Annotated in this window: 28 protein-coding genes; 10 read left to right on the plus strand and 18 right to left on the minus strand. The window is 72.0% G+C overall.

Annotated elements, in window-relative coordinates; all coding sequences use genetic code 11:
• Positions 1-12: 12 nt before the first annotated feature.
• Both KV205_RS27700 and KV205_RS27705 read left to right on the plus strand, forming a co-directional pair.
• Positions 13-426, plus strand: a complete 414-nt coding sequence (locus KV205_RS27700) for a hypothetical protein (RefSeq protein WP_265867363.1) — start codon at positions 13-15, stop codon at positions 424-426.
• A 30-nt stretch (positions 427-456) separates the two neighbouring features.
• A complete protein-coding gene (locus tag KV205_RS27705; protein WP_265867364.1) occupies positions 457-1,170 on the plus strand; it encodes a nucleotidyltransferase family protein in 714 nt (237 codons plus the stop codon).
• Between the two features lie 83 nt (positions 1,171-1,253).
• Here the strand turns inward: KV205_RS27705 and KV205_RS27710 are convergent, their stop codons facing one another.
• The 6 genes from KV205_RS27710 to KV205_RS27735 form a co-directional block, all read right to left on the minus strand.
• Positions 1,254-2,804, minus strand: coding sequence for a DoxX family membrane protein (locus KV205_RS27710; RefSeq protein WP_265867365.1), 1,551 nt, complete (start codon positions 2,802-2,804; stop codon positions 1,254-1,256).
• A gap of 95 nt (positions 2,805-2,899) precedes the next feature.
• A complete protein-coding gene (rlmB, locus tag KV205_RS27715) occupies positions 2,900-3,856 on the minus strand; it encodes a 23S rRNA (guanosine(2251)-2'-O)-methyltransferase RlmB (protein ID WP_265867366.1) in 957 nt (318 codons plus the stop codon).
• 106 nt (positions 3,857-3,962) lie between these two features.
• Complete coding sequence (gene cysS / locus KV205_RS27720) at positions 3,963-5,363, minus strand: cysteine--tRNA ligase (protein WP_265867367.1); 1,401 nt, start codon at positions 5,361-5,363, stop codon at positions 3,963-3,965.
• Positions 5,364-5,462: 99 nt separating this feature from the next.
• On the minus strand, positions 5,463-5,978 hold the full coding sequence (gene ispF, locus KV205_RS27725) for a 2-C-methyl-D-erythritol 2,4-cyclodiphosphate synthase (RefSeq protein WP_265867368.1): 516 nt from the start codon (positions 5,976-5,978) through the stop codon (positions 5,463-5,465).
• The gene (ispD, locus tag KV205_RS27730) at positions 5,968-6,717 is read right to left on the minus strand and encodes a 2-C-methyl-D-erythritol 4-phosphate cytidylyltransferase (RefSeq protein WP_265867369.1); all 750 of its coding nucleotides are present in this window, start codon (positions 6,715-6,717) and stop codon (positions 5,968-5,970) included. The genes ispF and ispD overlap by 11 nt, the downstream gene beginning before the upstream one ends.
• A 327-nt stretch (positions 6,718-7,044) precedes the next feature.
• Complete coding sequence (locus tag KV205_RS27735) at positions 7,045-7,527, minus strand: CarD family transcriptional regulator (RefSeq protein WP_003953493.1); 483 nt, start codon at positions 7,525-7,527, stop codon at positions 7,045-7,047.
• Between the two features lie 657 nt (positions 7,528-8,184).
• Here KV205_RS27735 and KV205_RS27740 point away from each other — a divergent pair.
• The gene (locus KV205_RS27740) at positions 8,185-8,826 is read left to right on the plus strand and encodes a DUF461 domain-containing protein (protein ID WP_265867384.1); all 642 of its coding nucleotides are present in this window, start codon (positions 8,185-8,187) and stop codon (positions 8,824-8,826) included.
• A gap of 84 nt (positions 8,827-8,910) precedes the next feature.
• Here KV205_RS27740 and KV205_RS27745 read toward each other — a convergent pair whose 3' ends face one another.
• Positions 8,911-9,591: a response regulator transcription factor gene (locus tag KV205_RS27745; RefSeq protein ID WP_116159717.1), complete on the minus strand. Its 681-nt coding sequence runs from the start codon at positions 9,589-9,591 to the stop codon at positions 8,911-8,913.
• Entirely contained in the window at positions 9,588-10,889 is a 1,302-nt protein-coding gene (locus KV205_RS27750) for a cell wall metabolism sensor histidine kinase WalK (RefSeq protein ID WP_265867386.1), read from the minus strand. The genes KV205_RS27745 and KV205_RS27750 overlap by 4 nt, the downstream gene beginning before the upstream one ends.
• A gap of 260 nt (positions 10,890-11,149) precedes the next feature.
• Between KV205_RS27750 and phoU the strand changes: the two genes are divergently transcribed.
• Together phoU and KV205_RS27760 are read left to right on the plus strand one after the other, a co-directional pair.
• On the plus strand, positions 11,150-11,830 hold the full coding sequence (phoU, locus tag KV205_RS27755; RefSeq protein WP_265867476.1) for a phosphate signaling complex protein PhoU: 681 nt from the start codon (positions 11,150-11,152) through the stop codon (positions 11,828-11,830).
• A gap of 114 nt (positions 11,831-11,944) precedes the next feature.
• Positions 11,945-12,103, plus strand: a complete 159-nt coding sequence (locus KV205_RS27760) for a hypothetical protein (RefSeq protein WP_265867387.1) — start codon at positions 11,945-11,947, stop codon at positions 12,101-12,103.
• 38 nt (positions 12,104-12,141) lie between these two features.
• Here KV205_RS27760 and KV205_RS27765 read toward each other — a convergent pair whose 3' ends face one another.
• Positions 12,142-12,624 (minus strand): GNAT family N-acetyltransferase, encoded by a 483-nt coding sequence (locus KV205_RS27765; protein WP_265867388.1) that lies wholly within the window; start codon positions 12,622-12,624, stop codon positions 12,142-12,144.
• An 83-nt stretch (positions 12,625-12,707) separates the two neighbouring features.
• On the opposite strand from KV205_RS27765, the gene KV205_RS27770 reads away from it, so the two are divergent.
• Positions 12,708-13,322, plus strand: coding sequence for a GNAT family N-acetyltransferase (locus tag KV205_RS27770; protein WP_265867389.1), 615 nt, complete (start codon positions 12,708-12,710; stop codon positions 13,320-13,322).
• Positions 13,323-13,333: 11 nt separating this feature from the next.
• On the opposite strand, the gene KV205_RS27775 is transcribed toward KV205_RS27770, so the two are convergent.
• From KV205_RS27775 to KV205_RS27785, 3 genes are all read right to left on the minus strand, one after another.
• Positions 13,334-13,690 carry a hypothetical protein gene (locus KV205_RS27775; protein ID WP_265867390.1) on the minus strand — a complete coding sequence of 119 codons (357 nt, stop codon included), beginning with the start codon at positions 13,688-13,690 and terminating at the stop codon, positions 13,334-13,336.
• A 198-nt stretch (positions 13,691-13,888) separates the two neighbouring features.
• Positions 13,889-14,560: a hypothetical protein gene (locus KV205_RS27780; protein ID WP_265867391.1), complete on the minus strand. Its 672-nt coding sequence runs from the start codon at positions 14,558-14,560 to the stop codon at positions 13,889-13,891.
• Positions 14,561-14,800: 240 nt separating this feature from the next.
• On the minus strand, positions 14,801-15,559 hold the full coding sequence (locus KV205_RS27785) for a phosphoglyceromutase (protein WP_265867392.1): 759 nt from the start codon (positions 15,557-15,559) through the stop codon (positions 14,801-14,803).
• A gap of 124 nt (positions 15,560-15,683) precedes the next feature.
• Here KV205_RS27785 and KV205_RS27790 point away from each other — a divergent pair, with 124 nt between their 5' ends.
• Complete coding sequence (locus KV205_RS27790; protein ID WP_265867393.1) at positions 15,684-17,009, plus strand: MFS transporter; 1,326 nt, start codon at positions 15,684-15,686, stop codon at positions 17,007-17,009.
• Here the strand turns inward: KV205_RS27790 and KV205_RS27795 are convergent.
• The 3 genes from KV205_RS27795 to mshA form a co-directional block, all read right to left on the minus strand.
• On the minus strand, positions 16,972-18,657 hold the full coding sequence (locus KV205_RS27795; RefSeq protein WP_265867394.1) for a glycosyl hydrolase family 28-related protein: 1,686 nt from the start codon (positions 18,655-18,657) through the stop codon (positions 16,972-16,974). The genes KV205_RS27790 and KV205_RS27795 overlap by 38 nt on opposite strands.
• 118 nt (positions 18,658-18,775) lie before the next feature.
• Positions 18,776-19,312, minus strand: coding sequence for a YbjN domain-containing protein (locus KV205_RS27800; protein ID WP_265867395.1), 537 nt, complete (start codon positions 19,310-19,312; stop codon positions 18,776-18,778).
• Positions 19,305-20,690: a D-inositol-3-phosphate glycosyltransferase gene (gene mshA / locus KV205_RS27805; RefSeq protein ID WP_265867397.1), complete on the minus strand. Its 1,386-nt coding sequence runs from the start codon at positions 20,688-20,690 to the stop codon at positions 19,305-19,307. The genes KV205_RS27800 and mshA overlap by 8 nt, the downstream gene beginning before the upstream one ends.
• Positions 20,691-20,850: 160 nt before the next feature.
• Here mshA and KV205_RS27810 point away from each other — a divergent pair, with 160 nt between their 5' ends.
• The 3 genes from KV205_RS27810 (at position 20,851) to KV205_RS27820 (ending at position 24,554) form a co-directional block, all read left to right on the plus strand.
• Positions 20,851-21,663 carry a class I SAM-dependent methyltransferase gene (locus tag KV205_RS27810; protein ID WP_265867398.1) on the plus strand — a complete coding sequence of 271 codons (813 nt, stop codon included), beginning with the start codon at positions 20,851-20,853 and terminating at the stop codon, positions 21,661-21,663.
• Between the two features lie 186 nt (positions 21,664-21,849).
• The gene (locus KV205_RS27815; protein WP_265867399.1) at positions 21,850-22,908 is read left to right on the plus strand and encodes a C40 family peptidase; all 1,059 of its coding nucleotides are present in this window, start codon (positions 21,850-21,852) and stop codon (positions 22,906-22,908) included.
• Between the two features lie 377 nt (positions 22,909-23,285).
• A complete protein-coding gene (locus tag KV205_RS27820; RefSeq protein WP_265867400.1) occupies positions 23,286-24,554 on the plus strand; it encodes a PP2C family protein-serine/threonine phosphatase in 1,269 nt (422 codons plus the stop codon).
• Positions 24,555-24,616: 62 nt separating this feature from the next.
• Here the strand turns inward: KV205_RS27820 and KV205_RS27825 are convergent, their stop codons facing one another.
• The 3 genes from KV205_RS27825 to KV205_RS27835 all read right to left on the minus strand — a co-directional run bounded on the left by KV205_RS27825 (position 24,617) and on the right by KV205_RS27835 (position 26,007).
• Complete coding sequence (locus KV205_RS27825) at positions 24,617-24,952, minus strand: DUF2516 family protein (RefSeq protein ID WP_265867401.1); 336 nt, start codon at positions 24,950-24,952, stop codon at positions 24,617-24,619.
• A gap of 112 nt (positions 24,953-25,064) precedes the next feature.
• Positions 25,065-25,580, minus strand: coding sequence for a hypothetical protein (locus KV205_RS27830; protein WP_265867402.1), 516 nt, complete (start codon positions 25,578-25,580; stop codon positions 25,065-25,067).
• A 28-nt stretch (positions 25,581-25,608) separates the two neighbouring features.
• Entirely contained in the window at positions 25,609-26,007 is a 399-nt protein-coding gene (locus tag KV205_RS27835; RefSeq protein WP_265867403.1) for a helix-turn-helix domain-containing protein, read from the minus strand.
• Positions 26,008-26,074 lie beyond the last annotated feature (67 nt).

The raw sequence follows: 26,074 nt of genomic DNA on the forward strand, positions 1-26,074 counted from the left end.
ACGCTCACCTGCGTGACGCACACTGCCCGCCGTATCGGCCGAACTCTCGCCCTCGTCCTGCCCGTCGTCCTGGTGCTCTCCGGAACGCTCGCGGTGTCCGCCGTTCCGTGGGTCGGCCATGGCTCCGGGACCCAGATGCTGACCGCGTCGTCCACGGACGTCTCCACCCGGGCCAAGTCCCGTGCCCCGCAGGACGTTCTCCGCGACAAGCTCCTCGCAGAGCTCCAGGAGAAGGACCCCGCGGTCGCCCTGACCCACCTGCAGCGCGAGGTGGAGAACCGCCCGTCGCTCGCCAAGCACTGCATGTCGATCGCCCGCTCGCTCGGCACCGCCGCCGTCCAGCGCTACGGCCCGACCAAGGCCCAGACGTTCTCCCGCCCGGTCTGCGACACGTCCTTCGCCTACGGCGTCATGCACGCGAGCTGAGCGGGGCCCGGTCCGCATATCGTTCCGGGTATGAACTCCTCCCCGACGCAGGCCGTGGTCCTGGCGGGCGGCCAGGGCTCGCGGCTCCGCCCGTACACCGATGACCGCCCCAAGCCGATGGTCGAGATCCCGGGCACCGGGACCCCGATCATCGGCCATCAGCTGTCCTGGCTCGCCGCCGAGGGAGTCACCGACGCCGTCGTGTCCTGCGGCCATCTCGCCGAGGTGCTCCAGGAGTGGCTGGAGACCGCCGAGCTGCCGCTGAAGGTGACCACGGTCGTCGAGTCCGAGCCGCTGGGCCGTGGCGGCGGCCTCAAGTACGCCGCCGCGCACCTGCCCGACCCCGACCGCCCCTGGTACGCCACCAACGGCGACATCTGGACCCGCTTCTCGCTGCGCGAGATGGCCGAGTTCCACGCCGAGCGCGACGCCACCGCGACCCTCGCCCTGGCCCGGCCGCGCATCCCCTGGGGCGCCGTCGAGACCGACGCCTTCGGGCACATCACCGACTTCATCGAGGCGCCGCCGTCGCCGTACCTCATCAACGCCGGCGTGTACGTCTTCTCCCCCGCCTTCACCGGCCTCCTGCCGGACCGCGGCGACCACGAGCGCACCACCTTCCCCCGGCTGGCCCGTGAGCGGCGCCTGGCCGGTTTCCCGCTGCCCCAGGGGGCGTACTGGCGGGCCATCGACACCGCGAAGGACCTCACGGAGGCGGCCAAGGAGCTCGCCGCGCAGGCCTGAGCCCTCCGCCTGAATCCTGAGGGCATACGAGAGGGGCTGCACCACGCGTTCGTGGTGCAGCCCCTCTCGCTTGGCCGGATCCGTCAGCCCAGCAGGCCGCCGATCGGGTTCCGCGCCCCGCCCGAGGTCGAGCCGCCGTCCGACGAGCCGCCGCCCGTGCTGCTGCCGCTCGTCGGGGTGCCGCTGGTGCCGCCGGAGGTGGAGTCCGAGGACGACGAGCTCGGCGAGGTCGTACGCGTCTGGCTCGGGCTCCGCGTGGTGGTCGAGGCGCTCGGGCTGCGCTGCTGCGTGCGGGTCGACTCGCGCGCCGACTCCGACGGGGTGGCCTCCTTCGTCGGCTCCTTGGTGCCGGCCGCCCCGCTGGTCGCCGTGGGGCGCGGGCTCTTGGTGGCCGTACGGGACGGGGTGGTCGTGCCCGGCTCGGCCGGCAGCGGCTCGCCCGGCAGGTGGTTGACCGGGTCCTCGTTCGGCCCGGGCACCGTGACCATGGTGGTCGAGCGCACCGCGCCGCCCAGCATCGAGCCGATGAGCAGGGTGAGGCCGACGACCACGGCGGCGACGACGGTGCCGCGGCGCAGCACCCGGCGGCGCAGCTCCCACAGTTCGGAGCGCGGGCCGAGGGTCCGCCAGGCCTCGCCGGCGAGGCGGCCGTCGACCGAGTAGACGGGGGCGCCGGCGATGATCAGCGGCGACCAGGCGGCCAGGTAGATGATGTCGGCCGAGTCGTAGACCGGGACGGTCTTCCAGCTGACGGTCAGCAGGAGGGCGGCGGAGAGCAGGCCGCCGACGACGGCGGCGACGCGCTGCCACAGGCCGAGGACCGTGAGGACGCCGACGACGACCTGGAGGAAGGCGACGGTGAGGCCGGCGCCGACCGGGTGCTGGAGGGCGAAGTCGCGCAGCGGCTCGGCCAGCGCCCAGGGGTGCAGCGAGTTCAGCCACTTGACCATGGAGCCGCGCTCGCCGCCGTCGAAGTAGACGGGGTCGCAGAGCTTGCCCATGCCCGCGTAGATGGAGATGAAGCCGAGGAAGACCCGGAGCGGGAGGAGCACGACCCCGAGGTTCATCCGGCGGCCGGGGTAGTAGGCGTGCCGGACCGCGTCCGCGCCGTGCCGGTGGGCGCCGCGGGCGTCCGGGTCGGCGCCCTGGTCCGCGTACCCGTCGGGCCCGAGCTCGTACACCTCGTCGTACGCCCCCTCCGCGCGCCGCATCGGCGGCAGCAGTGGGGCGGCGGGGCCGGACGGCACGACCGGGGTGGGCATCGTGTCGGTGATGCGCGGGATGGTCTGGGTGGTCGGCTCCAGGGTGGAGACGCCGCCCGGCCGGTCGGGGTCGGCGGAGGCGCGGACGGCCTGCAGCAGTCCGGTCGCGCCGGGGGCCGACTTGCCGGTCCAGACGACGGGCCGGCGGCGGCCCGCGGCGCCGCCGGCGGCGACACCGGTCATCCCGGCGGCTCCGGCGAGCGCCGCGAGACGGGGGTTCGCGGCGAACTTCGGCTGGCCGGCCGCCGCGAGCCGCACACGGAAGCTGGCGTGGTTCACGATCACCTGGGCGGGATCGGAATCCACCTTGACCATGCTCAGCGCGGGCTGATCGTCGAACCCCGGCCGGGGCGTTCTGGTGTCCACACTCATCTAACCGAGTGACGCGCGGTTAGGACACTGCCTTGACGGCCCCGAAATGTCCGAGGCCCGTCAAGATCACGGCCGGGGGGATTAACTCGTTCGGGTCAGCCCATGCGGCGGCGCGCCGCCTCGTACAGCACCACGCCCGCGGCCACACCGGCGTTCAGCGACTCGGCGCCGCCGGGCATCGGGATGCGGACGAGGAAGTCGCAGGTCTCGCCGACGAGGCGGGACAGGCCCTTGCCCTCGGAGCCGACCACGATGACGACCGGGCCGGAGAGCGCCTCCAGCTCGTGCACCTCGGTGTCGCCGTCCGCCGACAGGCCGACGACGGTGAGCCCGGCCTTCTGGTACTGCTCCAGGCAGCGGGTCAGGTTGGTGGCGCGGGCCACCGGGGTGCGGGCGGCGGTGCCGGCCGAGGTCTTCCAGGCGCCCGCGGTCATGCCGGCCGCGCGCCGCTCGGGCACGACCACGCCGTGGCCGCCGAACGCGGAGACGGAACGGACGACGGCGCCGAGGTTGCGCGGGTCGGTGACGCCGTCGAGGGCCACGATCAGCGGGTCCTCGTGGTCGTCGTAGGCCGCCTCGGCGAGGTCCTCGGGGTGCGCGTACTCGTACGGCGGGACCTGGAGGACGAGGCCCTGGTGGTTCAGGCCGTTGGTCATCCGGTCGAGCTCGGGGCGCGGCGCCTCCATGATGTTGATGTTGCCGCGGCCGGTGGCGAGGTTCAGGGCCTCGCGCACGCGCTCGTCGTTGTCGATGAACTGCTGCACGTAGAGCGTGGTGGCGGGCACGCCGTCGCGCAGCGCCTCGAAGACCGGGTTACGGCCGACGACCATCTCCGACTGGCCCTTGCCGCCGCGGCGGGCGACGGGCTTGCGCTTGGCCGCGTTCCGGGCCATCGCGTTGGAGACGCGGTACGCCTTGTGGCCCTTGCGGTTCTCGGCCTTGGGCGTCGGGCCCTTGCCTTCGAGGCCCTTGCGCCGCTGGCCACCGCTGCCGACCGTCGCGCCCTTCTTGTTGGACGTACGACGTCCCCTGCGCTGACTGTTCCCGGCCATGACTACTACCTGTTTCCTCTGCCTGCTGCGTACGAAGTCTGTATGTGAAGTGTGCCGCCAAGTGAAGTGTGCCGCCCGGAGCCCCGGACGGCACACTCTCTCGGTTCTAGCGGCCGGTGACCGACCAGCGCGGGCCGTCCGGGCTGTCCTCGATGACCAGGCCGGACTGCGTCAGCTGGTCGCGGATGGCGTCCGCGGTCGCCCAGTCCTTGCGCGCCCGCGCCGCCTCGCGCTGGTCGAGCACGAGCCGTACGAGGGTGTCGACGACGCCGTGCAGCTCCTCGCCGCGGTCGGACTCGTCGGCCCAGTGCGGGTCGAGCGGGTCCAGGCCGAGGACGCCGAGCATGGCGCGCACCTCGGCGAGCCGGGCGATGGCCTCGTCCTTGTCGTCGGCGGCCAGGGCGCTGTTGCCCTGGCGGACGGTGGTGTGGATGATCGCGAGCGCGTGCGGCACGCCCAGGTCGTCGTCCATGGCCTCGGCGAAGGCCGGCGGCACCTCGGCGGCGGGGGCGACGGGCGCCCCGGCCTTCTCGGTGGCGCGCTGCACGAAGCCCTCGATGCGCCCGAAGGCGGCCTCGGCCTCGCGCAGGGACTCCTCGCTGTACTCGATCATCGAGCGGTAGTGCGGGGTGCCCAGGTAGTAGCGCAGGACGATCGGGCGCCAGTTCTTCACCATCTCGGAGACGAGGACGCTGTTGCCCAGCGACTTCGACATCTTCTCGCCGCTCATGGTGACCCAGGCGTTGTGCACCCAGTAGTGCGCGAAGTCGTCGCCGAAGGCCTTGGCCTGGGCGATCTCGTTCTCGTGGTGCGGGAAGATCAGGTCGAGGCCGCCGCCGTGGATGTCGAAGGCGGAGCCCAGGTACTTGTGGGCCATCGCCGAGCACTCCAGGTGCCAGCCGGGCCGGCCGCGGCCCCACGGGGTCTCCCAGTCGGGCTCACCCGGCTTGGTCGCCTTCCACATGGCGAAGTCGCGCGGGTCGCGCTTGCCGGTGATGCCCTCCTCGGCGGGCTGGCGCAGGTCGTCGATGTCCTGGTTCGACAGCTGCAGGTAGCCGGGGAAGGAGCGCACGTCGAAGTAGACGCTGCCGTCGGCCTCGTAGGCGTGGCCGCGCTCGATGAGGCCGCGCATCATCTCGACCATCTCGGTGACGTGGCCGGTGGCGCGCGGCTCGTAGGTGGGCGGCAGGCAGCCGAGGGCCTTGTAGCCGTCGTTGAACGCGCGCTCGTTCTCGTAGCCGATGGACCACCAGGGGCGGCCCTGCTCGGCGCCCTTGGTGATGATCTTGTCGTCGATGTCGGTGACGTTGCGGATGAACGTGACGTCGTAGCCGCGGTAGTCGAACCAGCGGCGCATGATGTCGAAGTTCAGGCCCGAGCGGATGTGCCCGATGTGCGGGGCGGCCTGCACGGTCGCGCCACAGAGGTAGATCGAGACGCAGCCCGGCTTGATCGGGGTGAAGTCACGGATCTGCCGGGCGCTGGTGTCGTACAGGCGAATAGTCACCACACCAGGGTAGTGGGCGGGGGGCAGTGCCCCGCGACCCCTTCGGGATCGCGGGTGACGATTTTCGCCGCCTGGGCTCTGCCCCGGGCTTTACGGGGATCAGCGCACCGGGTAGACGAGGGCGGTCGCCAGCGCGGCGAGCCCCTCGGCGCGGCCGGTGAGGCCCAGGCCGTCGGTCGTGGTGCCGGAGACGGAGACGGGCGCGCCGGCCGCCTCGCTGAGCGCCTTCTGGGCCTCGTCGCGGCGCTTGCCGATCTTGGGGCGGACGCCGACGACCTGGACGGCGATGTTGCCGATCTCGTAGCCCTCGGCGCGCACGATCCGGGCGGCCTCGGCGAGCAGCGTGACGCCGGCGGCGCCGGACCACTCGGGGCGGGAGGTGCCGAAGTGGGCGCCGAGGTCGCCGATGCCGGCGGCGGAGAAGAGGGCGTCGCAGGCGGCGTGGGCGGCGACGTCACCGTCGGAGTGCCCGGCGAGCCCGTACCCGTCGCTGTCGGGGCCTTCCCAGAGCAGGCCCGCGCACCACAGCTCCCGCCCCTTCTCGAAGGCATGGACGTCGGTGCCGATGCCGGTACGGGGAAGGACCGGGGTCTGCGGGGTGGGCTCAGAAGCCATCGTTGGCCCTCCTGCGGGCGAGTACGGCCTCGGCGAGGACGAGGTCGAGGGGGCGGGTCACCTTGAAGGCCTCTTCGTGGCCGGGCACGACGACCACGGGCGCGCCGAGCTTCTCGACCATGCCGGCGTCGTCGGTGGCGCCGTCCCCGATGAGGGCGACGGTGGCGTGGGCGTTGACCAGGGTCTCCCGGTCGAAGCCCTGCGGAGTCTGTACGGCGCGGAGGCGGGCGCGCACCGGGGTGGCGACGACCTGCTCGGGGCCGCCCGGACGCTCGGCCGGCTCGACCTCCTTGACGGTGTCCGCGACGGGCAGCGCGGGGACGACGGCGACGGCCCCGTCCCGTACCGCCTCGATGACCGCGTCGACGGTGTCGACCGGCACCAGCGGGCGGGCGGCGTCGTGGACGAGGACGGTGGTGATGTCGTCCGGGACGGCCTTGAGGCCGAGGTGGACGGACTCCTGGCGGGTCTCGCCGCCGGGGACGACCACGTAGTCGGTGCGGTCGGGCAGGGCGTGGGCGTCGAGGAGGTTCTTCACCTCGGCGGCGCCGTCGGACGGCGCGACCACGACGACGAGGGAGACGGCGCGGGAGGCGGCCATCGCCCGGACGGCGTGGATGAGCATGGGGGTGCCGTTCAGCGCGCGCAGCGCCTTGGGGGCGCCCGGGCCGAGGCGCACGCCCCGGCCGGCCGCGGGAATCACCACGGCGGTGCGAGGAGGACGCGCTTGGTCTGTCATCGGTTCCACTCCGGCAGGTTTGTTTCCGAGGGCGTCGTGGGTATGGCGTCAACAAGCTGGTGGCGACGCCTCGACCGGGCCCTTCCGTGACGACGGTCGAGGCGTCGCCATGCGAGAGCCACGAGAGCCATGGGGGACGGGAGAGAGAAGAGAGACGAACATGCCGCAGTGCCCGGCGACGGCACTGTGGAATCGATGGAACCGATGGGATTCATCGATCGGATTCACAGCGCGCCGACGGGCACCGCGGCATTGATGCTGGGCTTGCTGGGCATGGCGGGTGGTGCGCCAGGCGTCAGACAGCTTCAGGCGACACAGGAGCCGGCGTCAGGACGCGAGCACCTCGTCGAGGAGCGCCTCGGCCTTGTCCTCGTTGGTGTTCTCCGCGAGCGCCAGCTCGCTCACCAGGATCTGCCGAGCCTTGGCGAGCATGCGCTTCTCACCTGCGGAGAGACCGCGCTCGCGCTCTCGGCGCCACAGGTCGCGCACCACTTCGGCGACCTTGATGACATCGCCGGAGGCGAGCTTCTCCAGGTTTGCCTTGTAGCGACGGGACCAGTTCGTCGGCTCTTCTGCGTACGGTGCGCGCAGCACCTCGAAGACCCGGTCCAGCCCGTCCTGACCGACCACGTCGCGAACACCGACGAACTCCGCATTGTCCGCCGGCACACGAACCGTCAGGTCGCCCTGCGCGACCTTGAGCACCAAGTAGGTCTTGTCCACGCCTTTGATCTGGCGAGTTTCGATGGCCTCGATCAGCGCGGCCCCGTGATGGGGATAGACCACGGTGTCGCCAACCTTGAACGTCATGTGACAGGTACCCCTTCCGTGGCTATCCAGGGTAACACGGATACGGCTTCTTCTGAATGGCGTTTTCGCAGGTCAGGGCATATCTCGGGGCTTGACAAGTGCGTCGCCCGCGTGCTGCGGCGGGCTTCCGGAAGGCGGTATTCGCAGGTCGGAGCGGCTGCGTCGACGCAGCGAAACGTCGACGTCACAGGCTTCGGAGGGGGCCGGGAGGAGGGGTGATGCCCCGGTTTGCCGGGTTCGATGTGGCCTGCTTCACGTACTCCGTTCGAGGATCGACCACCCGTACGGACGGATTCCCGAATTGATCAACATTGCTCGGCAGGGGTTTCTCGAATGGCGCCGGCGTCCCGTCCATGGCGTAATGCGCGGCCGGCGGCCGAATTGATCACGACACTTATGTGAACGCCACGTCAATGCGTCATGTTCCGGCCATGACGGCAAGTTCTCGCCGTGGGGTGCGCGACCGGCTGGGTGACAGCTACGTGACCGGCTGGGTGACCGGCTGGGTGACCGGCCGGGGAGGTGCCGGGCGGACGCACCTGTGCGCAGGGGGCGGGTCGGGTGCGGGACGGAGAGTGCGGCTCGGTAACCTAAGCGCGCTGACACACCTTTAGTCCGTCCTTAGCCTGTCCGTACGTCCTAGGAGTTGCCGCCGCCGTGAGCCGCAGCCTTCGACGCGGCGCCCTCGCCGCCACCGCCGTCGTGATCTCGATCGCCGCCCTGTCCGCCTGTGGTGCGGGCAACGACGCACAGACGCTCGGCGTCCGGCCGGACAACGCCGCCGTCACCGTGGACGACGTCAAGGTCCAGAACGCCCTCGTGATCACCCAGCCCGACCCGGGCGCGGTCGGTCCGGCGGTCGTCTCCGCCACCGTCTTCAACAACGGCACGACCCGCCAGACCCTCGAGTCGATCACCCTGCCGGGCACCGTCGGCACCGTGAAGCTCAAGGCGGCCGAGGGCAACGGCCCGATCGTCGTCCCCGCCGGCGGCTACGTGGTCATCGGCGGCCAGGGCAACGCGTCCGCCGTGATCGAGGGCGGCCTGCGCGAGGCGAAGAACGGCGACCAGCAGGCGGTCGTCTTCAAGCTGAGCCAGACCGGCGACGTGGCGCTCCGCGCCTTCGTCGTCCCGGCGCAGAGCTACTTCAAGGACTTCGGCCCGTCCGAGCTCCCGAAGGCCCCGGTCGCCACCCCGACCGCCACGGCCACCACCACGGCCACCCCGACCGGCACGGCGACCCCCACGGGCACCGCCACCCCGACGGGCGAGGCGAGCCACGAGGCCGCCGGCCACTGAGCCGGACTCGTAGATCGGCATGCGTAAGGGGCGCCCCCTCCGAGGAGGGGGCGCCCCTTACGCATGCCGATCTACGAGTCCGGCTTACGGCTCGAACTTGTAGCCGAGGCCGCGCACCGTCACCAGGTACCGCGGCGCGCCCGGATCGGGTTCGATCTTGGCGCGGAGGCGCTTCACGTGGACGTCGAGGGTCTTCGTGTCGCCGACGTAGTCCGCGCCCCAGACGCGGTCGATGAGCTGCATGCGGGTGAGGACGCGGCCCGCGTTGCGGAGCAGCATCTCCAGGAGGTCGAACTCCTTCAGGGGCAGGTCGACCTTGCCGCCGCCGACGGTGACCACGTGGCGGTCGACGTCCATGCGGACCGGGCCGGCCTCCAGGGCGGCGGGGGTGACCTCCTCCGGCTCGCCGCGGCGGCGCAGCACCGCGCGGATGCGGGCGACCAGCTCCCGCGAGGAGAAGGGCTTCGTCACGTAGTCGTCGGCTCCTATTTCCAGGCCGACGACCTTGTCGATCTCGCTGTCCTTGGCGGTCACCATGATGACCGGGACGTTCGAGCGGCTGCGCAGCTGGCGGCACACCTCCGTACCGGGCAGACCCGGCAGCATGAGGTCGAGGAGGACGAGGTCCGCCCCGTTGCGCTCGAACTCGTCGAGGCCGTCGGGCCCGGTCGCCGCGACGGCGACCTCGAAGCCCTCCTTGCGGAGCATGTACGACAGGGCGTCGCTGAAGGATTCCTCATCCTCGACGACAAGCACACGGGTCACGGAAGGACCTCCGGGGCGGGGAGTGGTTCGGTCATGAGATCGGGGGTGGGGGAGGTGGAGGCGGCACCGTGGCCGGAGCCGAACCCGCCGCCGCCTTCGGCGTCGGGGTCGGCGTCGGGCCCGTCCTCGTCGGATCGGCGGTTCCGCGCGGCGCCCGCCTCGGGGAGCCGCAGGGTGAAGGTCGAGCCCTGGCCCTCGGTGCTCCACACGGTGACCTCGCCACCGTGGGAGGCGGCCACGTGCTTGACGATGGCCAGGCCGAGCCCCGTACCACCGGTGGCACGGGAGCGGGCCGGGTCGACCCGGTAGAAGCGTTCGAAGATCCGCTCGCGGTCCTTCTCCGAGATGCCGATGCCCTGGTCGGTCACCGCTATCTCGATCAGATCCCCGCCGGGCGCCGCCACCCGGCGGGCGGCGATGCCCACCCGGGTGCGGGCCGGCGAGTAGTTGACGGCGTTCTCCACGAGGTTGCCGAGGGCGGCGGCGAGCTGCCCCCGGCTGCCCCAGACGGACAGGTCGGCCGTGCCGCCGGACGCCATGGTGATCTGCTTGGTGGACGCGGTGTGGCGCGAACGGTCGATCGCCTCGGCGACCAGCTCGTCCACCCGCACCGGCTCGGAGTCCTCCAGCGGGTCGTCGTTCTGCACCCGCGAGAGGTCGATGAGCTCCTGCACGAGATTGGTGAGGCGGGTGGCCTCGATCTGCATCCGGCCCGCGAAGCGGGTGACCGCCTCGGGGTCGTCCGAGGCGTCCATGACCGCCTCGGAGAGCAGGGAGAGCGCGCCCGTCGGGGTCTTCAGCTCATGGCTCACGTTCGCCACGAAGTCCCGCCGCACCGCTTCGATGCGCCGCGCCTCCGTCAGGTCCTCGACGAGCAGGAGCACGAGCCGGGATCCCAGCGGGGCGACCCGGGCGGAGACGGCGAGGGCCTCGCCGCGCCCGGTGCCGCGCCGCGGCAGGTCCAGCTCGACCTGTCGTATCTCCCCGTCCCTGCGGGTGTCGCGGGCCATGTTGAGCATGGGCTCCACGGCCAGCTTCCCGCCGCGGACCAGGCCGAGCGCGTACGCCGCCGAGCTGGCCTTGACCACCGAGTCGCTCTCGTCGAGGACGACCGCGGAGGAGCGCAGCACAGACAGCACGGTGTCGACGCCGGGCGGCAGCACGGCGTCGGTGTGCAGGGAGGTACGGGTGGGTCGCGCCTGGTCGCGCTCGCTCCAGCGGAATGCCAGCATGGCGATCACGCCGGTGCACACCCCGGCGATCGCGGCCAATGCGGCGACCGCCGCGTTCACGTCCATGCCATCCAGGTTATGCGGGACGAATGACACTCTCCCAGCCGTCCGAGTGGCTGCTCGAACAGTCGTCGCCCAGAGTTCACCGAGGGGACGGGCCGGGTTCATTTGCCCTGATGGGGGCTGCGGCGTCCGTTGCCCAGAGTTCACCTGGGTGACAGGGGTGATTCACGCAAGGGGCTGGTGCCGGACGCGTAGGGGCCCGACCGTAGGGGGTACGTACGGCCGTACAGGCGTACAGCAGAGGCGTGAAGAGAGGGACATCGATGCGGGACGCGTACCACGAGGAACTTGACTCGATCGGCGAGGGCCTGGTCGAGATGGCCCGCCTGGTCGGGTCCGCGATCGGGCGCGCCACCACGGCCATGCTGGACGCCGACCTGAAGCTCGCGGAGAGCGTCATCGCCGCGGACCAGAAGGTCGACGACCTCCAGCACGACCTGGAGGCGCGCGCGATCGCGCTGCTCGCCCGGCAGCAGCCGGTGGCGACGGACCTGCGGATCGTGGTGACCTCACTGCGGATGAGCGCCGACCTGGAGCGCTCGGGCGACCTGGCCCAGCACGTGGCCAAGCTGACCCGGCTGCGCTTCCCGGACCGGGCCGTGCCGAACGACCTGCACGCGACGATCCTCCAGATGGGTCAGCTGGCGCAGCGCCTGATGGCGAAGGCCGCCGAGGTGATCATCACCAAGGACGTCGACATGGCGATGCAGCTGGAGCAGGACGACGACGAGATGGACCTGCTGCACCGCACGCTCTTCCAGCACCTGATGGACGACCGCTGGAAGCACGGCATCGAGACCGCCGTGGACGTGACGCTGCTCGGCCGCTACTACGAGCGGTTCGCCGACCACGCGGTGTCGGTGGCCAAGCGCGTGGTCTACCTGGTGACGGGTGAGCACGCGGACGAGCTGCAGCCGGCGGACGTGCCGGTCGAGGGCGCGTAGGGCTTGTAGGGCGCGACGGGGGAAGGTCGTCGCACAACAGTGCGCCGTTGATGCGCCCTGGGCGGTGGGCATGCAATGGGGGGAGGCGAGGTACGCCTCTGAGGGAGGGACCCCATGGCCGACACCGCTCCGACCACCGACCGCCCGCAGGAGCCGCCGGCCCCGCGCGGCGCCCAGTTCCTGCCCGTCCTCGGCGCCTGCGGCTGCGGCTCCGGCTGCGGCTGCGGCTGCCAGTCCGGCGGGCCGTGCCAGTGCGGGGGCTGCTCCTCGTAGGACTCGCGATGGGCCCGCCGCTCGGCGGGCCCATCGCGCTACCTGAGGTCGAGTACGCCGACGGTCTGGTCGCCGGCGAGCTCGCCGGTATCGCGGAATCCGAGCCGGCGGTAGAAGTCGCCGGGCCCGTGCTCGCCGCGGTGCCAGGTCACGTACAGCTGCCCGGCCCCGCGCCGCCGCAGCTCGTCGCGCACGGCGTCGACGGCGAACCGCCCGTACCCCTTGCCCTGGTGCTCGGCGCCGATGTTCAGCCGCCACAGGCCGCTGCGCAGGTCGGCCGGGTCGCGCTCGGCGTCCCACTGGATGTCGACGAAGGCCATGACGAAGCCGACCAGCTCGTCCCCGTCGAAGATCAGCCGCGGCCAGGCGGTGTTCCCGTACGCGTAGGCCTCGGCGAGCGAGTGGGCGACGGGTGCGACGTTGTCCTGCTGGTGGGGGTGGACCTTCAGGGCGAGGGCGGCGTCGACGGTGGCCGGGGTGACCGGCTCCAGGCGCGGCGCCGGTATCGGTGACGAACTCATGGGCGGACGTTAGACGAGGGACGTCCGGCGCCGCCCGTCAATAAAGCCTTGCGTTGTGTACGGGCAGCGCCAGGATGGGGCGCATGCCTGCCGTACCCGCGCTGCTCCGCCGTACCGTCCTCGCCCGGGCGAACGCCCCCGAGGAGGTGTCCCCCGCGCTGCGCCGGCAGCTGATCGACTGCTGGATCGCGGTCACCAACGCGGGTGGCGCCGCCGGTTTCCCCTTCCCGCCGGTCGCGGAGGCGGAGGTCGCCCCGGTCGCGGACGCGCTGATCGCGCGCCTCGCGCCGGACGGGCACCGCCTGATCACCGCGACGGTGGGTGCGCGCCTCGCCGGCTGGGTGGTCCTCGGCCACGACCCGAACCCGCTGGTCGCGCACTGGGGCTCGGTCCACCACCTGCAGACCCACCCCGACTTCCGCGGCCACGGCCTGGGCACCGCCCTGATGCGCGAGCTCCACCGCGTGGCCCGCGACGAGCTCTCCCTCACCCACCTCCGCCTCGCCGCCCGCGGCGGCGAGGGCCTCGAAGCCTTCTACACCGCCCTCGGCTGGACCGAAACCGGCCGCTGGCCCCAAGCCCTCCGCCTGGGCCCGACCCCGGAGGACCTCCGGGACGAGGTCCTGATGTGCCTGGACCTCGCCCCGGCGGCGGCCAAGGCGCTGCCGGCGGCCGGCGCGGAGGTTCGTACGCGGTAGCCGGGCGCGGGTCAGTTCCTGAGGAGGAAGACCACCGAGCGCAGCTTCAGCCGGTCAGAGGCCGGGCGGCCGTGGGGGCGGAGGGTCCAGGAGTCACCGGTGCAGTCGGGCTCGGTGAAGACCATCGCGTACTCGTCGGTGTCGTTGTGCGGGGCGAAGGCCGGTGCGGAGGCGTCCGGGTCCGCGACCTCGGCGAGGGTGATGCACTGGTCGCTCGCCGGGTCGTGCAGGGTGACGGCGATGGGCTCGCCGTTCAGGCCGGCCACGCGGTAGGAGAAGTCGCCGGTGGTGGCCTGGGCGGGGGTGGCGAAGGCGGCGGTGAGGGCGAGGGCACCGCAAGCGGCGGCGAGGGTGTGCCGAAGGCGCACGGGAAGGTCTCGTTTCTTGGTGAGGAGAGGGTGTACGGGACAGGGCGGATCCGGACGGAACGGAACTGCACTGCCCGACCTCTACCGCTCCCCGTACGCCCCTCATGCCGCGCCCGCGAGCCGGAAGGTTTCTTTGTCACCCGTCCGGCCCACGCCCGCGCCCCGCGCCACTACGCCCCACGCCCCACGCCCCACGCCTTACGGCATGAACACCTGGTCCAGGCGGTGGATCGCGCCGTCCTCGCCCACCTCGTAACGGAAGACCAGCCCGGAGTCCGGGTGCGCGTTCACCCAGTCGATGAGCTCCTGGACACCGATCCGCTGGTTCTCGGTGCTCGGGACGATCGGGTCGGTGGCGGTGACGTACGCCGCCTGGTCGAGGGCCCAGCGGCTGTCCTCGCCGCTGACGACGAACGGCGCGCCGTCACTGTCCGGGGTGCCGCAGCCCCACGCACCGTGCTGAAGGACGAGGTTGACCTTGCCCGTACTTCCGGGAAGCTCCTCGATGCGGTAAAGGGCGAACTCGTCGGGGTCGTACGCGTCGGGGTTCGGCGCGCTCGTCACGCACCCGGGCGCCCCCGTACCGCCACCACCGGAAGTGGTGCCCTTCTTGGTGCCCGTCTTGGACGTCTTCTTCTTGGTGCCGGACGTGGAGGACGGCTTGGAGGACGGCTTGGAGGCCGGCACGGCGGTGGGCGCGTCCGTAGGCGCGTCCGTGGTCGTGGCCGGGGCGGGCGCCGTGGTCGAGGCGGGCGAGGCGGCCGGCGCGGGCGCCGCGGCCTTGTCCTTCTGACACCCCGTGAGCGCGGCGGTCAACGCGACGGCGGCGAGCGCGACGGCGGCGGCGGATCTGAAGCGCGTGATGTTCATTCCGGGACTCCCCCTCTTCTGCGGCGGCCATCCGAAGCCGCATCCCGTCCCGGAACGTAGCAACGCACCCCCCACAGCCGCGAGATCCGGCCACCCTCTGTCGCACACCCGGGACATTCCCGTCACGCGACCCGAACGCCCGGATCCCACCCATCCCAGACGTCCCAGGGGCACCGGCGACAAACGAAGGACCCGCCCTGCCGTACACCGGCAGAACGGGGGCCCATTCGTACAAGAAGGCTACTTCTTGCCCTGGTTCTTCACGGCCTCGATCGCCGCGGCCGCCGCCTCCGGGTCCAGGTACGTGCCGCCCGGCTTGATCGGCTTGAAGTTCTCGTCGAGCTCGTAGGCCAGCGGGATGCCCGTGGGGATGTTGAGGCCCGCGATGTCGGCGTCCGAGATGCCGTCGAGGTGCTTCACCAGGGCGCGCAGGCTGTTGCCGTGGGCGGCGATGAGGACCGTGCGGCCGGCGAGGAGGTCGGGGACGATGCCGTCGTACCAGTACGGGAGCATGCGCTCCACGACGTCCTTCAGGCACTCGGTCCGCGGGCGCAGCTCCGGCGGGATCGACGCGTAGCGGGCGTCGTCGGCCTGGGAGAACTCGGAGTCGTCGGCGAGGGCCGGCGGCGGGGTGTCGTAGGAGCGGCGCCACAGCATGAACTGCTCCTCGCCGAACTCCGCGAGGGTCTGCGCCTTGTCCTTGCCCTGCAGCGCGCCGTAGTGGCGCTCGTTCAGACGCCACGAGCGGTGGACCGGGACCCAGTGGCGGTCGGCGGCCTCGAGGGCGAGCTGCGCCGTGCGGATGGCGCGCTTCTGCAGCGAGGTGTGCAGCACGTCGGGCAGCAGGCCGGCGTCCTTCAGCAGCTCACCGCCGCGGACCGCCTCCTTCTCGCCCTTCTCGGTGAGGTTGACGTCCACCCAGCCGGTGAACAGGTTCTTCGCGTTCCATTCGCTCTCGCCGTGGCGGAGGAGGATCAGCTTGTACGGTGCGTCGGCCATGCGTCCGAGCCTAGACGACGGCCGCCGATTGACGCGCACCGTCAATTCACTGGCGTCCGGCCTATGAGATTCGTAAGTTACGAGGGCTGCAAGCGGGACTTACTCACAGGGGGCCGGGCCACACATGTCCATCGATTCGCTCAGACGATCAGCGCGCGCCACCGTCTCGGGGTTCCCGGGCGGCTTCTGGTGGCTCTGGCTGTCGACCCTCGTCAACCGGACCGGCGCCTTCGTCCTCACCTTCCTCTCCCTCTACCTCACCCAGGAGCTCGGCCTCTCCGCCTGGTTCGCCGGACTCGTCGTCGCCCTGCACGGCCTCGGCGGCGTCGCCGGCTCCCCGCTCGGCGGCATGCTCACCGACCGCTGGGGCCGCCGCCCCACCATGGTCACCATGCACCTCGCGGCCGCCTCCTGCGCCGTACTGCTCGCGCTCGTCACCAGCGCCTGGGCCATCGCCCTCGTCGTCTTCCTCATGGGCATCGCCATGCAGGGCGTCCGGCCGTCCATCAACGCCGCCATCGCGGACATGGTCCCCGCCCACGAGGTGCGCCGCGCCTACGCGCTCAACTACTGGGCGCTCAACCTCGGCTTCGCCATCGCCGCCATCGGCGGCGGCGTCGCGATCGTCCTCGGCTACCGCACCCTCTTCCTCGTCGACGCCGCCGCGACCGCGCTCTGCGCCCTGATCGTCTTCCTCCGCCTGCCGGAGACCCGGCCGGCCGCCGCGCTCGACGCGACCACCGGCAAGGCCGTCGCCGAGGAGAAGGTCAGCATCCTCACCGTGCTGCGCGACGCACCCTTCCGCACCCTGGTGACCCTCAACCTGCTCGTCTGCCTGGTCTTCACCGCGCCCTGGATCGGCCTGCCGCTCACCATGACCGGCGAGGGCCTGAAGCCCTCGGCGTACGGCGCGGTCATCGCCGTCAACGGCATCGTCATCGTCGGTTTCCAGCTGCTCGTCAACAAGGTCACCGACAAGCGCTCGCCGGTGCTCCTGCTGACCGTGTCCTCCCTCCTCTTCGCCCTCGGCACCGGCGCCACCGCCCTGGCCGGCAGCCCCGTCGCCTTCGCCGCGACCGTCATCGTCTGGACCATCGGCGAGATGGTCCACGTCCCGACGAACGCCGCCGCCACCGCCCGGCTCGCGCCCGAGCACGCCCGCGGCCGCTACCAGGGTGTGATGGGCATGTCCTGGGCGGTGGCCGGTTTCGTCGCCCCGATCCTGGCCGGCTGGATCGTGGACGGGCCCGGCCCGGACGTCCTGTGGATCTCCTGCTTCGTGATCGGCGCCGTCGCCGCCCTCGGCTACCAGACCCGCCTGCGGACGGCCCTCGCGGACGCCGAGGAGGACGAGGTCCAGGAGACTGCGCCGGCGCCGACCGCCCAGCCCTCCGAGGAGGCCGAGGAGAAGGTCAGCTCCTCCCGAACCCGAACCCGAACCCGGACCTGAACCGCTTCTGCGCCTCGTACAGATTCCGGGGGCGTACGGCGCCGGGCGCGCCGTACGCCTCCAGGCGCGCGTGCAGCTCGCCCGCGAAGTCGGGCACGTCGATCTGGTCGAACTCCCGCACCTCGCTGATGCCGACGGTCGCGCTGTACGGGGCCACCGTGTCGATCTTCACCAGGCCCGCCCGGCCGTTGGTCACCGTCACGTTCCAGTGGGTGAACCGGGCGCCGTAGAGCGGTCCCGCGGAGGCGTCGCCGCCGTGCCGGCCGTCGTTCTCGACGGTGATCTCGGTGCGGACGTTGGCGAAGGGCATGCCCCGGTGGGTGTCGAAGGTGCCCGTCTCCATGACCCCGCGCGACCACACGTTGTGGCTGGACAGGCCCTCGACGTTGATGCCGTGCAGCTGGGTGCCGGGAACGGCGGGGACGCTGCGGGCGGCGATCCGGAAGTCCTCGACGAGGTTGTCGTGCGCGCCCTCCCGGCAGAAGTACGGGTGGTGGGCGCCACGTCCCTCGACGGCGGTACGGCGCAGGGTGCAGGCGGAGGCGGCGACGAGCCCGAACCCGTTGTCGACGTGGCGGACGACCACGTCCTCGGCCCAGCAGTCGTACGCGCACTGGAAGGTGACGCCGTTGAAGCCCTTGTCCAGGAGGTGCGGGGACTGCGGGATCAGGGGCGCCTCCAGGGTCAGGCCGGTGACCCCCGAGCCGGTGAGTGGGGTGATCCCGGAGATCAGCCGGGGGTCCCACTCGGGGCGGACGTCGAGCGGCAGGGGGCGTTCCAGATGCACCCGGCGGCCCTCGACCCGGGTGATCCGTACGGGCCACTCGTAGGGGACGTAGCTGGTCAGCTTGGTCTTGTCGGCCCAGGTGTACGCCTCGGGGCCGGGGCCGCCGCCCGCCATGTGCTCCAGGAGGGTGTGCCCGGCGTCGTCGGCGAGCCGGAGGATCACGAACCGGCCGCGCCGGAGCGGGGCCGGGTCGTCGACGGTGACGGTGCGGTCGCCGCGCCGGGCGGGGCGTACGGCGGTCAGGGTGGTCCACTCGTCGCGCTTGTCGCCGGTCCAGCCCTCGAAGGGCCAGGCCTTCGCCCGTATCGCGGCGAGGAGGGAGGCGTGCCGTGCCCGGGGCGAGAGCCAGATCAGGCCGCCGGCCCAGGACCAGGAGGACTTGTCTCCGCCGTAGCGGGACCCGTAGGGGCCGACGAGTTCGGTGAGGCTGCGGGTGGCCCTCAGGGTCGTACGGCCGGAGCCGGCGCCGCGCAGCACGACGTCGCTGTCGCCGATGTGCACATAGCCGTCGATCCGGTACGTCCCCGGCGGCACGAGCACGGTGCCGCCGCCCCGCTCCCCCGCCGCCGCGAGGGCGCGGTTGAAGGCGGGGGCGGAGTCGGTGGAGCCGTCGGGCGTGGCCCCGTAGGTGAGGACGTTCGCGACGACGGGCGGGCGCGGGAGGCGGGCGGCGCCGCCGTGGGCGCCGGCGGAGCCCACGTAGGGGATCTGGGGGTGGGTGTAGGGGGCGTCGAGGTACTCCTCCCAGAGGGAGGCGGGTGGGGCCGCGAATCCGGTGACGGTCGTGGCCGTGGCCGCGGCCGCCGCCACCCCGATCGCACCGCCGACGAACTGCCTTCTGCTGAGCCTGCCGAGTGCCATGAACCTGAGCCCTTCACGTATATGAACGGTGTTCAGATCTGCGATGGCGGTGAGCATGGCAGGGCGAAGCCCTTACGGGAAGAGGGCAAGAGGGGGTTGGTTCGCCGTCAGTTCGCCGTCAGTTCGCCGGCTTCTGGGTCAGGTTCTTGAACGCGTCGAGGTTACGGGTCGACTCCCCGCGCGACACCCGCCACGCGTACTCGCGGCGGATCGCCGACGCGAAGCCCAGCTCCAGGAGCGTGTTGAAGTCGCCGTCCGCCGCCTCCAGGACGGACCCGAGGAGCCGGTCCAGCTCCTCGGGGGTGACGGCCGCGAGCGGGAGCTTGCCGGCGAGGTAGATGTCGCCGAGCGGATCGATCGCGTAACTCACCCCGTACAGACGCAGATTGCGTTCGAGCAGCCAGCGGTGCACGCCGGCCTCGTTCTCGTCGGGGTGCCGGATGACGAAGGCGTTGAGCGAGAGGGAGTGGCGCCCCACGCGCAGCGAAAGCGTCGTGAACAGCTTGCGCGTGCCCGGCAGCTTGACGACGTAGGAGCCCGGTTCGGTGGACTCCCACTCCAGTTCCGCGCCCTTGAAGGTGTCCTCGACGATCCGCCGGACGTCCCCGGTCTTCGCCGCCTCCGCCGCCTTCGCCGCCTCCGCTGCCTCAGCCATGGTGGGAGCGTACGCGACGCCGGTGCTCGCGCAGCTCGCGCAGGCCGTGCTCGTGGCGCGCGCGGTGGTCGTGCATCGCCGCCGTGTACACGTCCGCCGTCGCCGAGGCCGCCGTGTCCCAGCCGAAGGAACCGGCGTGCCGCGCCGCCGCCGCGCCCATCCGGTCGGACAGCCGCGGCTCGGCGGTGAACCGCTCCAGGGCGCGGGCGTAGTCCGCCGGGTCGTGGCCCTGCACGAGGAAACCGGTCACGTCGTCCCGTACGGCCACGGGCAGACCGCCCACCGCGGCCGCGACGACCGGCGTGCCGGCCGCCTGGGCCTCGATGGCGACCAGGCCGAAGGACTCGCTGTACGAGGGCACGACGAGCACGCTCGCGGCCCGGAACCAGTCGGCGAGCCGGTCCTGCCCGACCGGCGGGTGGAACCGTACGACGTCGGATATGCCGAGCTTGGCGGCGAGCTTCTGCAGCCCCTCCGGCTTGGCGAGCCCGCTGCCGCTGGGGCCGCCGACCACCGGCACGACCATCCGGGAGCGGAGGGAAGGGTCGCGGTCGACGAGGATCGCGGCGGCGCGGAGCAGTATGTCGGGGGCCTTGAGTGGCTGGATGCGGCCGGCGAAGGCCGGGATGAAGGCGTCCTGCGGCAGCCCGAGCCGGGCCCGGGCGGCGGCGCGGCCGTCGGCGGGGCGGAAGTGGTCCAGGTTGACCCCGGGGTGCACGACGGCGATCTTGGCCGGATCGGCGTCGTAGAAGCGGGAGAGCTCGTCGGCCTCCTCAGCCGTGTTGGCGATGAGCCGGTCGGCGGCCTCGACGATCTGCGTCTCGCCGATCACGCGGGCGGCGGGCTCGGGGGTGTCGCCGTCCGCCAACGCCGCGTTCTTGACCTTGGCCATGGTGTGCATGGTGTGGACGAGCGGGACGCCCCAGCGCTCGGCGGCGAGCCAGCCGACGTGGCCGGACAGCCAGTAGTGGGAGTGCACCAGGTCGTAGTGCCCGGAGCGGTGCCCCGCCCACGCCTGCATCACGCCGTGCGTGAAGGCGCACAGCTGCGCCGGCAGCTCCTCCTTGGCCAGCCCCTCGTACGGACCGGCGTCCACGTGCCGTACGAGCACACCGGGCGCGAGCTCGACGACCGGCGCGAGGCCGCCGGTGGTGGCGCGGGTGAAGATCTCCACCTCGACGTTGATCGCGGCGAGCCGCTTGGCCAGCTCCACGATGTAGACGTTCATGCCGCCCGCGTCGCCGGTCCCCGGCTGGTGCAGCGGCGAGGTGTGCACACTGAGCATGGCCACCCGGCGCGGCCCGCGGTGCCGGCCGGGAAGCCGGAGCCGGGACTGCGTCGCCAGGGTGCCGGCGAACCGGGACACGTACTGGCTCACGTCGGCGGTCCTTCCGCTGTGGTTCCGCTGTCGGGCATGGCAGAGGGAGGGTGCGGAACACCCACCGGCGTCCAGAACACCGGAATGCCCAATTTCATTTCCGTCCGGGGCCGCGCTTTGCCAATTCATTACGGCACTGCCCACCCCTTACGCTCGTGCCATGGCCCGCCGCACCACCCCCCGCACCACCGTCCGCCCCGTCGGGACGGTGACGCGCGGGACCACCAATCCGAACCGGCTGCGACGCCAGGACCGGTGGATCGCGGCCGTGCACGGCCCGGCGATGCGGCGCTCGGAGGGGGCCCCGGTCGCGGTGGACCTCGGGTACGGGGCCGCGCCGTGGACCGCCGTCGAACTGCTCGGGCGGCTGCGGACCGCCGATCCGCGGGCGGTCGTCGTCGGGGTCGAGATCGAGCCGGCCCGGGTGGCGGCCGCGCAGCCGTACGAGCGGGAGGGGCTGACCTTCCGGCACGGCGGCTTCGAGGTGCCGGTGCCGGGCGAGGTCTCGCTGATCCGGGCCGCGAACGTGCTGCGGCAGTACGACGAGGAGCAGGTCGCCGCCGTCTGGGAGCGCCTGTGCCGGCGGCTCGCGCCGGACGGGCTGCTCGTCGAGGGCACCTGCGACGAGATCGGGCGGCGGCACGTCTGGGTCGCACTCGACCGTTCCGGTCCGCGCACGGTGACCTTCGCGACCCGCCTCGGTTCGCTCGACCGCCCGTCCGATCTCGCCGAGCGGCTGCCCAAGGCCCTCATCCACCGCAACGTGCCCGGCGAGCCCGTGCACGCCTTCCTCCGCGACTTCGACCGCGCCTGGGCCGCCGCCGCGCCCTTCGCCTCGCTCGGCGCGCGGCAGCGCTGGATCCGCTCCGTGCGGGCCCTGGCGGCGGACTGGCCGCTCACCGACGGGCCACGGCGCTGGCGCCAGGGCGAGGTGAGCGTGCGCTGGGACGCGCTGGCGCCCCGTACGGGATGAATGAACTCCCTCTGAATTTCCCCGGGCTGTGGAACGCGCCCGGCGCCACGTACGTCCACCGTGGGGGGAAGTGACCCGACAGGCCCGGCTTTCCCCTGTTGCTTTCGGGTCCGACATGGCACTATCGCCAAGGTCACCAGTAAGTTACTGACGGTAAATCAGATTCGGTGTCCTGAGGGGGAGCCAGTGAACCGACGCCGCCACGCCATCGCCACGCTCACCGTGGTCTGCGCCCTGACGGTGCTTGCCTCACCCGCGCTCACCCTCCAGGCCGCCGCGGCCCCGCTGCCGCCCGGGCCGCCCGCGCAGCCGAAGAAGACCCTCGAAGAGGTCCGCAAGGAGATCGACGGGCTCTACCGTCAGGCGGCCGCCGCCACCGACGCGTACAACCTGGCCGAGGAGAAGGCCAAGGAACAGTCCGACGAGATCGTGAAGCTCGCCCAACAGATCGTGGCCGGCCAGGAGAAGATCGACGACCTCAAGGCACGCGCCGGCGCCGCCGCCCGCGCGCAGTACCGCAACGGCGGCCTGCCGGACGGCGCGCAGTTCGTCCTCACCAACGACCCGCAGCTCTTCCTCGACAACGCCGGCCGCCTCAAGGAGGGCCATAAGGCCACCAAGGACCTGCTCGCCGAGATGACGAGCACCCAGGCGCTGTTGACCGCCTACGCCAAGGACGCCAGCCTCAACTGGACGAAACTGGAGGCCAACCGGGTCAAGCAGGCCAAGGCGAAGAAGGAGATCAACGGCAAGATCGAGGCGGCGAAGAAGCTGGAGTCGCAGCTCGCCGCCGAGGAGCGGGCCCGGCTGCTGCGTCTGGAGGAGCAGGCGCAGTACCAGGCGCAGACCGCCTGGCTCGACTCCGGCGTCCTCAAGGGCCTCAGCGAGAAGGCCACCCCGGCGGGCAAGCGCGCGGTGGAGTTCGCGACGGCGCAGATCGGCAAGCCGTACGTGTGGGGCGCCGAGGGCCCCGCCTCGTACGACTGCTCCGGCCTCACCCAGTCCGCCTGGGCGGCGGCCGGCCATCCGATCCCGCGCACCTCGCAGGAGCAGTGGCGCCTGCTGCCGCACGTGGACATCAAGGACATGCGCCCCGGCGACCTGATCGTCTACTACAAGGACGCCACCCACATCGGGATGTACGTGGGCAACGGGGCGATCGTCCACGCGCCGCGCCCCGGCCGGAACGTGACGATCGCGGGCGCGGGCTCGATGGAGATCCTGGGCGTGGTGCGGCCGGAGTAACCGGAGTACGGGCCGCCGGAGCCGTACGGCTCCGCGCGCCGCCCCGTCTTCGTACCCCCTCCTCGTGCCCCCCTGCACTCCCCTGCACTCTCCCGCGCGCCCTCCACGTACTCCCCGCGCGGCCTCCGCATGCCCTCCTCGCACTCTCCGCACGCCCTCCGCACGCCCTCTTCGCACCCACCCCGACGTGACGTTTCTCATCGCTCGGAGCGCCCACCGGCCCGCGGTCACACGCTCCGAGCGGCGACTACCTCCCCATCCGTGGCATATGCCATACCGCCGTGCCGGTTCACTCGGTGATCGCCATTCCGCTGCGCCCCGCGGTACCGCTATGGTCGGTCCCCGGCCCTCGGGGGGAGGGAAGGAAACCCAAACCGATGCCCGTACCCGTACCGCGCCAGAGAATCGATTCTCCCGCGGCACCCGGAACGCCCGGCACCGCCCACGACCTCACGCTCCTGGTCGTCGAGGACGACCCGGCCGGCGCCCTCGCCGTACCCGAGCTGCTCGACGCGGCCGGGACCCGGGTCCGTATCCGCACCGCCCGCAACCTCACCGAGGCCGAGCGGCTGCTCACCGACGACGTGCACTGCGTCCTCGTCGACCTCTCCCTGCCCGCCCCCCGCGGGGCCGAGGACGACCTGCTCGCACCGCTGCGGCACATCCTGCGGCTCGCGCCGCGGCACGCCGTGCTCGCGCTCGCGGCGGCCGGGGACGCGGAGCTCGCGGCCGAGGCGGTACGGGTCGGGGCGCAGGACCACCTCTTCAAGGAGGAGCTGGACGGGCGGCTGCTGAGCCGCGCCATCCGCTACGCGGTCGAGCGCAAGCGCAACGACGTCGTGAAGATCAAACTGGCCGAGTCGCGGCTGCGCGCCCAGGAGAACGCCCGCCTGGAGCGCGGGCTGCTGCCCACGCCGCTCCTGGAGGGCTCCGACCTGCGGTTCGCGGCCCGCTACCGGCCCGGCCGGTCCCGGGCGCTGCTCGGCGGCGACTTCTACGACACCGTGCGCACCCCGGACGGCACCGTGCACGCGATGATCGGCGACGTCTGCGGCCACGGCCCTGACGAGGCGGCGCTCGGCGTGGAGCTGCGGATCGCCTGGCGGGCGCTGACCTTCGCGGGGCTGTGCGGGGACGAGCTGCTCTCCACCCTCCAGCAGGTCCTGGAGCACGAGCGCGAGAACGACGAGATCTTCGCGACGCTGTGCACCGTCGACATCTCGGCGGACGGGCGCCGCGCCGGGCTGTGCCTGGCGGGCCACCCCTCGCCGCTGATCGCCCGGCACGGGCGGGCGGCTGAGCTGCTGCCGTACGAGGACGGGGGCCCGGCCCTGGGTCTGCTGCCGCGCGCCCGCTGGCCGCGCCGGCAGGTGGAGCTGGGCGGTTCGTGGAGCCTGCTGATGTACACCGACGGGCTGATCGAGGGCCGCTCGGCGGGGCCCGACTCGCCGCGGCTCGGTCAGGACGGCATGGTCGAGATGATCAACCGGCAGCTGGCGGAGGGGCTGCGCGGCGAGGAGCTGCTCGACGCGGCGGTGACGGAGGTGCGCTCGCTGAACGGCGGGGAGCTGACGGACGACGTCGCGGTCCTCGCCCTGGAACGGGACAGGGAACGGGACAAGGAACGCGGCAAGGCCCGGGCGTAACCGCCCGGACCTTGATCGCGCTCTTCCTGCTGCGGGCCACCGGCAACCGCTGCCGGCAACCGCTACCGGCCGCCGTTGTAGGGGCCGTACGGGCCGTCGCTGCTGGAGCCGCCGCGACGGCCGCCACCCGAGACCTGGCGAAGGGCCGGCCGCACGTCGACCATGAAGACGATGGCGGCGATGAGCCCGGCGATCTGCAGGAACAGCATCGGCAGCAGCAGGTTGAGGAGCAGGTTGATGCCGAGCAGGATCAGCCAGAACTTCTTGGTCTGCTTGTCCGCCGCGCGGTAGGCGTCCTCGCGCGCCGTGGCGGCGAAGGCGAACGCGGCGACGGCGAAGCCGGTGAAGACCAGGAAGGTCACCAGGGAGAGGATCGAGTCGAAGCCGTTCGCCAACATGCTGAGCACCGCCTAGGTGTGTGGGTGGAGCGCCTCGCGGCCAAGGTACCCGGTACAACGCTCCGGACACCGGGTTTGGTGCCCGGACCGCCCGCCCGGCTCTACTCGGCCCTTACTCGGCGGTTTCGGCGGCCGCGGCCTTCTTGGCGGGCGCCTTGCGGGTGGTGGCCTTGCGGGCGGCCGGAGCCTTCTTGGTCTCGGGCTCGGGCTCGGGCTCGACAACCGGCTCGGGCTCGACGACGACGGCGATCTCGGTGATCTCCTCGGCGGCCTCGCCGCGCCAGGCCTTCACGGTCTCCTCGCCGTGCGCGGCGAGCTCCTCGTACTTCTCGCGCGCCTTGACCGCGTACTCGGCGGCGACGCCGACCCCGCGCAGCGCCAGGTCCTGGGCCTGCTCGCCGAGCTTCTTCAGGTCGGTGTCCAGACCGCCGACGAACTCGGCGAACTTCGCCTGCGCCTTCTCCTGCACCGCCTTCGTGTCCGTGTTGCGCACGGCCTCGATCCGCGCGGGCGCGTCGGCGGCGAGCTGCTCGATCAGCCCGGGCACCTTCTTGGCCTGCTGCGCGGCGAGGTCGGCGGCGCCGGCGGCGAAGTAGAGGGGGGTACGGAGTTCGTCGATGATGGCCATGGTCGTGGTCCTCCCGGAAGTTCAGGTGCTACGTATCGGTGGGCTGCGCCTGCTGGTCTGCCTGCTGTGCCTGCTGCTGCTCGGCGGCGTTCTCCTTGCGGAAGGAGTCGTAGATCTGGAGCAGCACCTGCTTCTGCCGCTCGTTGATCGACGGATCGGCCAGAATGACGGCCCGCGTCTCCAGCTCGTCCCGCTCCTGCTCGTCGAGGATCCCGGCGCGCACGTACAGCGTCTCGGCGGAGATCCGCAGCGCCTTGGCGACCTGCTGCAACACCTCGGCACTGGGCTTGCGCAGCCCCCGCTCGATCTGACTCAGATACGGATTCGACACCCCCGCCGCCTCGGCGAGCTGCCGCAAGGACAACTGCGCGGTGCGCCGCTGCTCACGGAGGTACTCACCGAGATTCCCGACGTTGAGTGAAGCCATGCTCCGACCATGCCAGCTGCTGCTAACTATTGCAAGCAGCCGCTTGCAATAGTTTTGCAACGGCGGT

It is taken from the genome of Streptomyces sp. SKN60 (genome assembly GCF_026236535.1).
Lineage (GTDB): Bacteria > Actinomycetota > Actinomycetes > Streptomycetales > Streptomycetaceae > Streptomyces.

Coding starts and splice junctions, on each gene's coding strand:
- KV205_RS27705 (WP_265867364.1), top strand. CDS start 457: ATGAACTCCTCCCCGACGCAGGCCGTGGTCCTGGCGGGCGGCCAGGGC.
- KV205_RS27710 (WP_265867365.1), bottom strand. CDS start 2,804: ATGAGTGTGGACACCAGAACGCCCCGGCCGGGGTTCGACGATCAGCCC.
- rlmB (WP_265867366.1), bottom strand. CDS start 3,856: ATGGCCGGGAACAGTCAGCGCAGGGGACGTCGTACGTCCAACAAGAAG.
- ispF (WP_265867368.1), bottom strand. CDS start 5,978: ATGGCTTCTGAGCCCACCCCGCAGACCCCGGTCCTTCCCCGTACCGGC.
- ispD (WP_265867369.1), bottom strand. CDS start 6,717: ATGACAGACCAAGCGCGTCCTCCTCGCACCGCCGTGGTGATTCCCGCG.
- KV205_RS27735 (WP_003953493.1), bottom strand. CDS start 7,527: ATGACGTTCAAGGTTGGCGACACCGTGGTCTATCCCCATCACGGGGCC.
- KV205_RS27750 (WP_265867386.1), bottom strand. CDS start 10,889: ATGGACGTGAACGCGGCGGTCGCCGCATTGGCCGCGATCGCCGGGGTG.
- phoU (WP_265867476.1), top strand. CDS start 11,150: ATGCGGGACGCGTACCACGAGGAACTTGACTCGATCGGCGAGGGCCTG.
- KV205_RS27760 (WP_265867387.1), top strand. CDS start 11,945: ATGGCCGACACCGCTCCGACCACCGACCGCCCGCAGGAGCCGCCGGCC.
- KV205_RS27765 (WP_265867388.1), bottom strand. CDS start 12,624: ATGAGTTCGTCACCGATACCGGCGCCGCGCCTGGAGCCGGTCACCCCG.
- KV205_RS27770 (WP_265867389.1), top strand. CDS start 12,708: ATGCCTGCCGTACCCGCGCTGCTCCGCCGTACCGTCCTCGCCCGGGCG.
- KV205_RS27780 (WP_265867391.1), bottom strand. CDS start 14,560: ATGAACATCACGCGCTTCAGATCCGCCGCCGCCGTCGCGCTCGCCGCC.
- KV205_RS27785 (WP_265867392.1), bottom strand. CDS start 15,559: ATGGCCGACGCACCGTACAAGCTGATCCTCCTCCGCCACGGCGAGAGC.
- KV205_RS27790 (WP_265867393.1), top strand. CDS start 15,684: ATGTCCATCGATTCGCTCAGACGATCAGCGCGCGCCACCGTCTCGGGG.
- KV205_RS27795 (WP_265867394.1), bottom strand. CDS start 18,657: ATGGCACTCGGCAGGCTCAGCAGAAGGCAGTTCGTCGGCGGTGCGATC.
- KV205_RS27800 (WP_265867395.1), bottom strand. CDS start 19,312: ATGGCTGAGGCAGCGGAGGCGGCGAAGGCGGCGGAGGCGGCGAAGACC.
- KV205_RS27810 (WP_265867398.1), top strand. CDS start 20,851: ATGGCCCGCCGCACCACCCCCCGCACCACCGTCCGCCCCGTCGGGACG.
- KV205_RS27820 (WP_265867400.1), top strand. CDS start 23,286: ATGCCCGTACCCGTACCGCGCCAGAGAATCGATTCTCCCGCGGCACCC.
- KV205_RS27825 (WP_265867401.1), bottom strand. CDS start 24,952: ATGTTGGCGAACGGCTTCGACTCGATCCTCTCCCTGGTGACCTTCCTG.
- KV205_RS27830 (WP_265867402.1), bottom strand. CDS start 25,580: ATGGCCATCATCGACGAACTCCGTACCCCCCTCTACTTCGCCGCCGGC.
- KV205_RS27835 (WP_265867403.1), bottom strand. CDS start 26,007: ATGGCTTCACTCAACGTCGGGAATCTCGGTGAGTACCTCCGTGAGCAG.